The sequence below is a fragment of the Paraburkholderia sp. AV2 genome (genome assembly GCF_054968425.1).
On record NZ_JBANLK010000010.1, the window covers coordinates 148,510 to 157,275 of the forward strand.

The following is an 8,766-nucleotide window of genomic DNA, read 5'->3' on the forward strand; positions in this document are numbered from 1 at the left end:
AATTCCTTTATCCGTGCCCCGGCTCCCCGCGGGGCCTTCGGGGGGGGGGGGGTTTTTGGGGGGGCACGGTTACACCGGGCCGGCCCAGCCGGCCCGCCCCCGGTTCGGGAAAAGCCCCGGCGCAACGCGTCGGGGCCATGCTGCGGAATCACGCGGCCAGCGCGTGGGCCTCCACCTCGTCGGCGGCATCTTCCAGCGCGTCGTCATCGCTCGCCGCATCCGGTACGCCTTCCGGCTCCGTGTGGTGCCCGGGCTGGAACACGGCAGGCATCCAGCCGCTTCCCTCGGCCAGCCGTTCGGCTTCGCTGGCAATGTCGCCCTTCTTGAGCTTCGACAGGCGGGTGACGTGATCCGGGGCGTACTGGCCGACCGCTTCCAGAATCGCGGCTTTCGGTACGTGCTGGAAATAGCCCTCGGCGGTCGGCTTCCACCATGCGGCCATGTCCAGCCCCACGGCTTGCGCCAGTTCCGCGCCGGGCTGGCGCTGCGTGGTGCGCGGTGTCACCACGTCCACCGTGGCCGCGACGCAGACGGCCAGCAGTCGCACCAGCTCGTCTTGCGACTTGGCCAGCAGCACGGCGAACAGTTCGGCGCTGTCCTCCGGCAAGGCTTCGCCCGTGACTTCCTGCAAGGTGCGCAGCGCCACGGCGGCAGACGATTCCGACACGTCCGGGGCGAGGCTTTCCAGCCGGTCTTTCACGGTCAGGCGCACGCCGAGCGGCAGGCCGTTGCGATAGGCGTTGGGCTGCAAGACGGTCTGCACCATGCCATGCACCAGCGCGGCCAGCGCGACGTGCGGATGCTGCGCGACTTCGATTTGCAGCGCCGCCGTGCGGTGGGCGCTCAACCGCTGCGCCAGCCGGTCTGAGACATTCGCGGCCTTGGGCGCTTCGTCGGCATCGCCTTCGTCCTCGTTCGTGGCTCCGCCTTCCGCGAAACCCTGCCGCAGCCGGTGCAGCGTGCGCAGCGCCTTCGCCTCGGCCTCGCGCAGCAGCCCGCGATAGATCACGGTTTCGCCTTCGCGGTCGATGGTGACGACGGCACCGGCCACCGCGCGCACGTCCGGCGCATAGTCCTGCAAGGCGTCCTCGATGGCTTGCAGTTCCCCGGCCACCTGTTCGCGCCGTTCTTCCAGCATCGCCACCTTGTCCTCGTCCTCGGCGTCGTAGGCTTCTTCCAGCGTCGTGTCGATCTTGTCGAGACGGCCTTGCAGCGAAGCGATGCGGCGGGCTTCGCGTGCGCTCGGCTCGCGGCGCCGGCGCGGCGCATTCTGGAACGCCTGCCGGTCGGCATGGCTCATCTGCGGCACGGCTTCGACCCACGCCCAACCCTCGGCGCGCACTTCCTCGGCCTGCGCATCCAGCTTGCCGCGCACCAGCGTTTCCAGCAGTGCGGCGTCGGTCAGGTAGGTTCCGGCATCGCCTTCCGCGAACAGGTCGCGGCGGATGCCGCCGCCTGCTTCGGTGTAGGCGTCCAGCCCGACGAAACGCACCAGCGGATGACTGGCGCTGATTTCGCGCTCGGTCAGGCGCTCACGCAGCGCGGACGCGCCCCGTTGCCATTCCGGCGCAGCGTAGAACGCGGCTTCCTGCGCGTCGTGGTCGTCGGTGATGGTCAAAGCCATCAACTGCTCCAGCGTCACGCCACCGGCGCGGTAGTCGGCCAGCAGGCGCGGCGAGACGTTGGCGAGCTTCAAGCGGCGCTGCACCACCAGCGGGGACACGCCGAAGTCGGCGGCAATGTCCTCGATGGGGCGGCCTTCCTTCACCAGCGCGGCGAACGCCTCGAACTGGTCGGCGGGGTGCATCTGCTCGCGCAGCAGGTTTTCCGCGAGGCTGACAGTACGTGCCGAGGCATCGGGCACCAGCAGGCACGGCACTTCGTAGTCGGCGGGGATGCGCTTCTTCTTCGCCAGCAGCTTCATCGCGGTCAGGCGGCGGTCGCCGGCAACGACTTCGTACTGCTCACCATCGGCGGCGGCAATCACGATGAGGTTTTGCAGCAGGCCGACACGGGAAATGCTCGCGGCCAGTTCGGGGATGGACAGGCGCGGCGTCGTGCGGGCATTGCGCTTGGAGCGGCGCGGCTGCAACTGCGAGAGCGCAACCAAGATCAGGTTCTTGGTCGGGTCGGCGGCTTCCAGCGGCGCGGCGGTTTCGATGGCATGGATTTCGGCTTTGGTAACGGCGTTCATGGTGATAACTCCAATCAGTTGAGGGATGCAGCGCGGAGAAAAGCGGCAAGGGCTGCTGCCTGCCCCTGCCGCCGTGGGGTTCAGGCTTTCAACTGGCGCAGGCCATCGGCCAGCAGCCACAGGGCGCGGTTCAGGCGCAGGTCTTGGTCGATGCCCTGCACGGGGCGGGTGGTCTGGCGGCGACCGTTGGCGCTGCGACCGTGCAAGCCGCCGTGCAAGAGGTTTTCCTGCGTGCGGTTGAACACGCTCCACAGGTCGCGGCGGTCGTCGTCGAGACGGCGCGGCGCGAGCACCTGCGTTTCGGTGACGGGTGCAGGCTTGTCGGGGGCGTCGTACTTCAACGCCAGCGCGGCGCGGGCGAACACCTCGGCCTCGCCGCTGTCCAGCGTCACGGCCTGCATGGCATCGCGGGATTCCTGCGCCCGGTCGAAGCCGTGCAAGACTTCGTAGGCGCCTTCGATGACGTGTCCGGCCACGTCGCCCTTGTGCGGCACGCGCACGTCGGCCACGGTGTCACCGCATACCAATCCGTTCTTGCAAACGAACCGGAACATGCCGGCGAGCATCTGATAGCTGCTCGTCCCGTCATGGGAGTTCAGCAGGATGATTTCGTTGGCCTCGCGGCCGTTGATCTGGCTGGCGTGGCGCAGCCGGATCATGTGCTTGGTGTAGTCGCGGCGGTCGTCCTGCCGCACGCGGGTCTGCGTCACCATGAAAGGCTCGAAGCCTTCGCTGCGGAGTTCGCGCAGCACGGTCGCGGTGGGGATGTAGCTGTACCGTTCCGAGCGGCTTTCGTGCGGGGCATCCGCGAAGATGGAAGGCGCTACGGCGCGAATCTGGTCATCCGACAAGGGATGTTCCGAGCGCAGCACCGGGGAGCGGGATGCGAAGCGGGAAGCAAGTTGCATGGTCGTTCTCCTGACAAGGGTTGCTGTCGAAAAAGCCACCACCGGATTCCTAGATTCGGAGCCCGCCTTTCGGCTTCTCCGGTGGGGTCGGCGCGGAGACCTGGGCCGGCCTCGTTGCCACCGTCTTTCCTGAGTTCATCGCCCGCGACGGTCAGGAGCGCGCGGACGGGGACCGTCAAGGAGACAAGCGCAGGGTTGGTGCGGCCCGCAGGCGCAGCCGAGGACACGGCCCTGCGCGCCTTGACGGCACACGGCCGCGGGCTACAGTCGCGGACAAGGTGATGAAGTCAGGAAAGGCGGATCGACAGGCAACGGCCGCTGCGTTGGCGCAGACCCCACGCAAGCGAAGCGCGCAGGCCCGGATCTCGGAGCCGGGCCGAAGGCCGCGCCGGCGCAGCCGGGGCGGCGGGCTTGCAGGGGCGCCAAGCGCAGCGCGGCGGGGATAGCCCGCAGGGCTTTCCCCTGGAGTGCAAGCGGTAGCGCGCAGCGCCGCAGGCGCGAAGGCATCGGCAGCGGACGCAGCAGAAAAAAAGCGCGTCGCCCCGAAGGGCGACGCGCTGGTGAGGTCACACGACGATCCGTCCGGCGTGCCGCGCTTCGCGCGCGTAGGCGCTCAAGCGTTTCTCCGCGCGAAAGTGCAAGTCGCGCTCGATCGGCAGGCCGAGCTTGCCTCGGACCGTCGCCAACTCCTGCAAGCTGACCCAGCCGAGTTCGGGCATCCCCAGGCCCAAGTCGCACAGACCAAAGGCGTGGTCATGATCGTCCGGGTCGATTTCGGTCAACAGCCAGGTCGCGCCGGCGTCCGGCGTGAACAGCTTGACCACGGGGGCCGGATCAAAGTCTTGGTTCTGGAGTGATTCGCGGCCGTTGGCCAGCAGCAGGAAGCGGTGTTCGTCGGTGATGAGTGCGCTCATGGCGATCTCCGGTAGCACGGGCGGAATTGCCCGAAACCGTTGCCAGCACGGCGCAGCACAGCAGTCAGGGGGCGAAGCCGGCCGCCAGGACGCCAGCGCCACCGGCGCGCCGCCCTTGACGGCGAGAACGCCGTGATACGGTGAAGGGAACAGCAAGACCGCCCATCCCTCTCCAACGTGGGCACGGACAGGCAAGCGGAGCGCGCAGGCCCGCCAGGGCCGGAGGCGTCAGGGATCAAAGCCGGATGGCCGCGACTCGACACGAGGCGCGGGGCGCAGCCCGCGAGCCCGCCGGCGGTACGCCGGGACGCCCAACGGTCGTTTTCGTCGCTTCCTTGCGCATTGGTTCAATAATTGTTGTATTATTGAACCATGAACGAAGATCAAGCTGTTTCCGCCCTGAGCGCCTTAGCCCACACCCAGCGGCTGCGCGTGTTCCGCGCCTTGGTCGTCGCCGGCCCGGGTGGACTGATGCCAAGCGTCATGGCCGACCAACTCGACGTGGCCCGCAACGCCTTGTCCTTCCACTTGAAGGAACTGGCCCACGCCGGCCTCGTCACGGTCGAACAGCAGGGCCGCAACCTGATCTATCGCGCCGAGTACGCCCACATGAATGGCCTGATCGGCTACCTGACCGAGCACTGCTGCCAAGGCGGGGTGTGCGAGGTCAACGCCTCGCCCCGCGCCTGCACCACCTGCTGAAAGGAACCTCCCATGAAGCGTTTTCACGTCCACCTGCACGTCGATGACCTGAACCGCAGCATCGGCTTCTATTCGCAAATGTTCGCCGCGCAGCCGACGCGCATCGAGAGCGACTACGCGAAGTGGATGCTCGAAGACCCGCCGGTGAACTTCGCCATCTCCACGCGCGGCAGCCAGCCCGGCATCGACCACCTGGGCATCCAAACCGACGACGCCGACGAGCTGGCCGCCTTGAAGGCGCGGGCGCAGGCGGCCGACATGACGCTGCTCGACGAAGGCACCACGACCTGCTGCTACGCGCGCAGCGAGAAGCACTGGATCACCGACCCGCAGGGCGTGGCCTGGGAGCACTTCCACACGCTCGGCGACATTCCCGTTTTCCACGAAGCGACGCCGCTGGCCACGGCCTGCTGCGCGCCTGCATCCCGTTCCTGCTGCTGACGCGAGCCTCCCGTGACCACCGAAACCACCTATAACGCGCTGTTCATCTGTACGGGCAATTCGGCCCGTTCGATCCTCGCCGAAGGCATCCTCAACCACTTGGGCCAAGGCCGCTTCCACGCCTATTCGGCGGGTAGCCACCCGAAGGGCGAGGTGCATCCGCTGGCACTCGCCACGCTGGAGCGCCTGCACTTGCCGACAACGGGCTACCGCAGCAAGAGCTGGGATGAGTTCGTGACGCCGGACGCGCCGGTGTTCGACTTCATCTTTACCGTCTGCGACAACGCCGCCGGCGAAGCCTGCCCGTTCTGGCCCGGCAAGCCGGTGTCGGCCCATTGGGGCGTGCCCGATCCGGCGGCCGTCGAAGGCAGCGAGGAACAGCAGCGCAAGGCGTTCATGGACGCCGCCGTGACGCTGCGCCGGCGCATCGAGCTGTTCCTGTCGTTGCCGCTCCCGCGCCTCGATGCCATGTCCTTGCAGCGCGAGCTGCGCGCCATCGGTCAGCAGTGAGGGCGCGCATGGCCGCACAGGCGGAAACCGTCGCGCCGGCGGGCGCGATGAGCACCTTCGAGCGATACCTGACGGTTTGGGTGTTGTTGTGCATCGTCGCCGGCATCGCGCTGGGTCAGCTTGCGCCGGGCGTGTTCCAGGCCGTCGGCCGCATGGAAGTGGCCCAGGTCAACCTGCCGGTCGGCGCGCTGATTTGGGTCATGGTAATCCCGATGCTCCTCAAGGTGGATTTCGGCGCGCTCGGCCAGGTGCGCCAGCACTGGCGCGGCATTGGCGTGACCCTGTTCGTGAATTGGGCGGTCAAACCGTTCTCGATGGCGCTGCTGGCTTGGGTCTTCATTCGCCACATCTTCGCGGGATGGCTGCCGGCCGAACAACTGGACAGCTATGTGGCCGGCCTGATCCTGCTGGCCGCTGCGCCCTGTACGGCAATGGTGTTCGTCTGGAGCCGGCTGACTGGCGGCGATCCGATCTTCACGCTGTCGCAGGTGGCCTTGAACGACACCATCATGGTGTTCGCCTTCGCGCCCATCGTTGGCCTGCTGCTGGGCTTGTCGTCGATCACGGTGCCGTGGGCCACACTGCTAACCTCGGTGGTGCTCTACATCGTCATCCCGGTCATCGTCGCGCAGCTCTGGCGCCGCGCGCTGCTGCGCCGAGGCCAGGCCACGTTCGAGGCCGCGCTGGCGCGTATCGGCCCGCTGTCGATCGCGGCGCTGCTGCTGACGCTGGTGCTGCTGTTCGCCTTCCAGGGCCAAGCCATCCTGCAACAGCCGCTGGTCATCGTCCTGCTGGCCGTACCGATCCTGATTCAAGTGTTCTTCAATTCCGGCTTGGCCTACTGGCTCAACCGCCGCGCCGGCGAACAGCACAACATCGCCTGTCCCTCGGCACTGATCGGCGCGAGCAACTTCTTCGAGTTAGCGGTGGCCGCGGCCATCAGCTTGTTCGGTTTCCATTCCGGCGCTGCCTTGGCTACGGTGGTTGGCGTGCTGATTGAAGTGCCGGTCATGCTGCTGGTGGTGCGCGTGGTGAACCGCTCGCGCGGCTGGTACGAGCGCCGCACGACCACTTCGTAATCTTCACAGGGCATCCATGAGCACCATCACGATCTACCACAACCCCGCCTGCGGCACCTCGCGTAACGTGCTGGGCCTGATCCGCAATAGCGGCGAGGAACCCACGATCATCGAATACCTCAAGACACCGCCCGCGCGGGAAACGCTGGTCAAGCTGCTGGCCGACGCCGGCCTGAGCGTGCGCGACGTGCTGCGCGAAAAAGGTACACCCTACGCGGAGCTGGGCCTTGCCGACCCGAAATGGTCGGATGACCAGTTGCTCGATTTCATCGGGCAACACCCCATCCTGATGAATCGCCCCATCGTCGTCACGCCGCTGGTCACGCGCCTGTGCCGGCCATCGGAAGCAGTGCTTGACCTGCTGCCGCAACCGCAGCGCGGCGCGTTCAACAAGGAAGACGGCGAGCCGGTCGTGGATGCGGAAGGCCACCGTGTCTGAATCCCGCCTCGATCTGCCGAACATCGACGCCGCCATGTTCCAGGCGCCCGACATAGAACGGCTGCTGGCTGTCGAGCGGGCCATGCACGCGCCGCGCTTCCTGCTGCTCTACGGCTCGCTGCGCGACCGCTCGTATAGCCGGCTGGTCGCTGAGGAAGCCGCCCGCATCCTGCGGGCGCTGGGTGGCGAGACACGGCTGTTCAACCCGTCGGGTCTGCCGCTGGTGGACGACGCCAGCGAGGATCACCCGAAGGTCAAGGAACTGCGCGAGCTGGCGCAATGGGCCGAAGGCATGGTGTGGAGTTCACCGGAACGCCACGGCGCGATGACCGGCCTGATGAAGACACAAATCGACTGGATTCCGCTGTCGGTCGGCGCGGTGCGCCCGACCCAAGGCAAGACGCTGGCGGTGATGCAGGTGTCGGGTGGCTCGCAATCCTTCAACGCGGTGAACCAGATGCGCGTGCTGGGCCGCTGGATGCGGATGCTGACCATCCCGAACCAGTCCTCGGTCGCCAAGGCATATCAGGAGTTCGACGAGGCCGGACACATGAAGCCCTCGGCCTACTACGACCGCGTGGTGGACGTGATGGAAGAACTGATGAAGTTCACGCTGCTGACGCGCGGCGCGGCCCCGTATCTGGTGGATCGGTACAACGAGCGCAAGGAAAGCGCCGAGGCGTTGAGCCGGCGCGTCAGTCAGGCCGCGATCTGACCGATGCTGGGCCGACCGGCTATCGCTTGCGCTTCTTGGGAAGCATCGACCGGCTTCGGCACGGCGCCTTTGACCAGCATCGCCGCCTTGTTCTTCGGCCGCGAGGACGCAAGCGCCAATGGCGCGCAGCCCTTGACGGCGAGAACGCCGTGGCACGGTGAAGGGAACAGCAAGACCGCCCCACTGCCCTGCCCCTTGGCAAGCGGAGCGCGCAGGCCCGCGAGGGCCGAAGGCGTCAGGGATCAAAGCCGGATGGCCGCGACTCGGCACGAGGCGCGGGGCGCAGCCCGCGAGCCCGACGGCGGAACGCCGGGACGCACTGCCGATGCGATGAGGTCGAAGCGTAGGGAGCCGTCTTCGAGGAACGCCTTAGGAGCCACAGAGTGGCCTTCCTGGGCGAGCGCGAGGTTCATCGCCGATATCTTGGGTGGCTACTTCTTGCTCCGGCGGACGTTGATGCCCTTCACCCACGTCTCCAACGCCTCAATGTCCTTCTTCAACTCGTCGGGTGCAGGCACGGGTGCCCGCGCCGCCGCCGCGTGGTCGTGTCCGGTGAGCCATGCCGAGGACTTGGTCATCCCTTCCTTGACGGTCTTGCAGTCCTCGTCGGTGATGTCGGAGAGAGGGGCGAGCCGTTGGGTTTCGACGCTGGGTCTGAACCGCTCGACGATGCCGCCCAACAGAACCTCCTCTACCGCACGCTCCCACGCCTCGCGCAGGAGGCCGTAGAGTTCCTTGGCTTCCCGTTCGTAGGCGTCCTGTTCGCCGTTACGGTGCTTCTTCTCTACGGCTTGCCACGCGTTCTTGAGTGTTACGGCTCGGGCTATTTGAGTTTGGGCGGGGGGTATTTGTCTCGCGTTCGTC

9 protein-coding genes and 1 pseudogene are annotated in these 8,766 nt (G+C 67.0%); 6 read left to right on the forward strand and 4 right to left on the reverse strand.

The genetic code is table 11. The features are described from left to right. Positions 1–148: 148 nt before the first annotated feature. From V8683_RS10525 to V8683_RS10535, 3 genes are all read right to left on the reverse strand, one after another. Entirely contained in the window at positions 149–2,194 is a 2,046-nt protein-coding gene (locus V8683_RS10525) for a ParB/RepB/Spo0J family partition protein (RefSeq protein WP_411189691.1), read from the reverse strand. Between the two features lie 80 nt (positions 2,195–2,274). After that, on the reverse strand, positions 2,275–3,102 hold the full coding sequence (locus tag V8683_RS10530; RefSeq protein WP_411189692.1) for a DUF932 domain-containing protein: 828 nt from the start codon (positions 3,100–3,102) through the stop codon (positions 2,275–2,277). A gap of 566 nt (positions 3,103–3,668) precedes the next feature. Further along, a complete protein-coding gene (locus V8683_RS10535) occupies positions 3,669–4,016 on the reverse strand; it encodes a DUF2958 domain-containing protein (RefSeq protein WP_411189693.1) in 348 nt (115 codons plus the stop codon). Positions 4,017–4,388: 372 nt separating this feature from the next. On the opposite strand from V8683_RS10535, the gene V8683_RS10540 reads away from it, so the two are divergent. From V8683_RS10540 to arsH, 6 genes are read left to right on the forward strand one after another with little or no spacing between them, the layout of a single operon-like run. After that, positions 4,389–4,718: an ArsR/SmtB family transcription factor gene (locus tag V8683_RS10540; RefSeq protein ID WP_411189694.1), complete on the forward strand. Its 330-nt coding sequence runs from the start codon at positions 4,389–4,391 to the stop codon at positions 4,716–4,718. A gap of 12 nt (positions 4,719–4,730) precedes the next feature. Beyond that, positions 4,731–5,159 carry an ArsI/CadI family heavy metal resistance metalloenzyme gene (locus tag V8683_RS10545; protein WP_411189695.1) on the forward strand — a complete coding sequence of 143 codons (429 nt, stop codon included), beginning with the start codon at positions 4,731–4,733 and terminating at the stop codon, positions 5,157–5,159. Positions 5,160–5,171: 12 nt separating this feature from the next. Further along, the gene (locus V8683_RS10550; RefSeq protein WP_411189696.1) at positions 5,172–5,669 is read left to right on the forward strand and encodes an arsenate reductase ArsC; all 498 of its coding nucleotides are present in this window, start codon (positions 5,172–5,174) and stop codon (positions 5,667–5,669) included. 8 nt (positions 5,670–5,677) lie between these two features. Further along, a complete protein-coding gene (gene arsB / locus V8683_RS10555; RefSeq protein WP_411189697.1) occupies positions 5,678–6,748 on the forward strand; it encodes an ACR3 family arsenite efflux transporter in 1,071 nt (356 codons plus the stop codon). Positions 6,749–6,764: 16 nt separating this feature from the next. After that, on the forward strand, positions 6,765–7,187 hold the full coding sequence (arsC, locus tag V8683_RS10560) for an arsenate reductase (glutaredoxin) (protein ID WP_411189698.1): 423 nt from the start codon (positions 6,765–6,767) through the stop codon (positions 7,185–7,187). Further along, on the forward strand, positions 7,180–7,902 hold the full coding sequence (gene arsH / locus V8683_RS10565; protein ID WP_411190553.1) for an arsenical resistance protein ArsH: 723 nt from the start codon (positions 7,180–7,182) through the stop codon (positions 7,900–7,902). Before arsC ends, arsH begins: the two co-directional genes overlap by 8 nt. 431 nt (positions 7,903–8,333) lie before the next feature. On the opposite strand, the pseudogene V8683_RS10570 reads toward arsH, so the two are convergent. Beyond that, positions 8,334–8,766 (reverse strand): annotated as a pseudogene (locus tag V8683_RS10570) (hypothetical protein); the annotation flags it as partial.

What these genes read in the sequence shown, in the direction of transcription:
- V8683_RS10545 (WP_411189695.1), top strand. Translation starts at nt 4,731, where the DNA reads ATGAAGCGTTTTCACGTCCACCTGCACGTCGATGACCTGAACCGCAGC.
- V8683_RS10530 (WP_411189692.1), bottom strand. Translation starts at nt 3,102, where the DNA reads ATGCAACTTGCTTCCCGCTTCGCATCCCGCTCCCCGGTGCTGCGCTCG.
- V8683_RS10525 (WP_411189691.1), bottom strand. Translation starts at nt 2,194, where the DNA reads ATGAACGCCGTTACCAAAGCCGAAATCCATGCCATCGAAACCGCCGCG.
- V8683_RS10540 (WP_411189694.1), top strand. Translation starts at nt 4,389, where the DNA reads ATGAACGAAGATCAAGCTGTTTCCGCCCTGAGCGCCTTAGCCCACACC.
- arsC (WP_411189698.1), top strand. Translation starts at nt 6,765, where the DNA reads ATGAGCACCATCACGATCTACCACAACCCCGCCTGCGGCACCTCGCGT.
- V8683_RS10535 (WP_411189693.1), bottom strand. Translation starts at nt 4,016, where the DNA reads ATGAGCGCACTCATCACCGACGAACACCGCTTCCTGCTGCTGGCCAAC.
- arsB (WP_411189697.1), top strand. Translation starts at nt 5,678, where the DNA reads ATGGCCGCACAGGCGGAAACCGTCGCGCCGGCGGGCGCGATGAGCACC.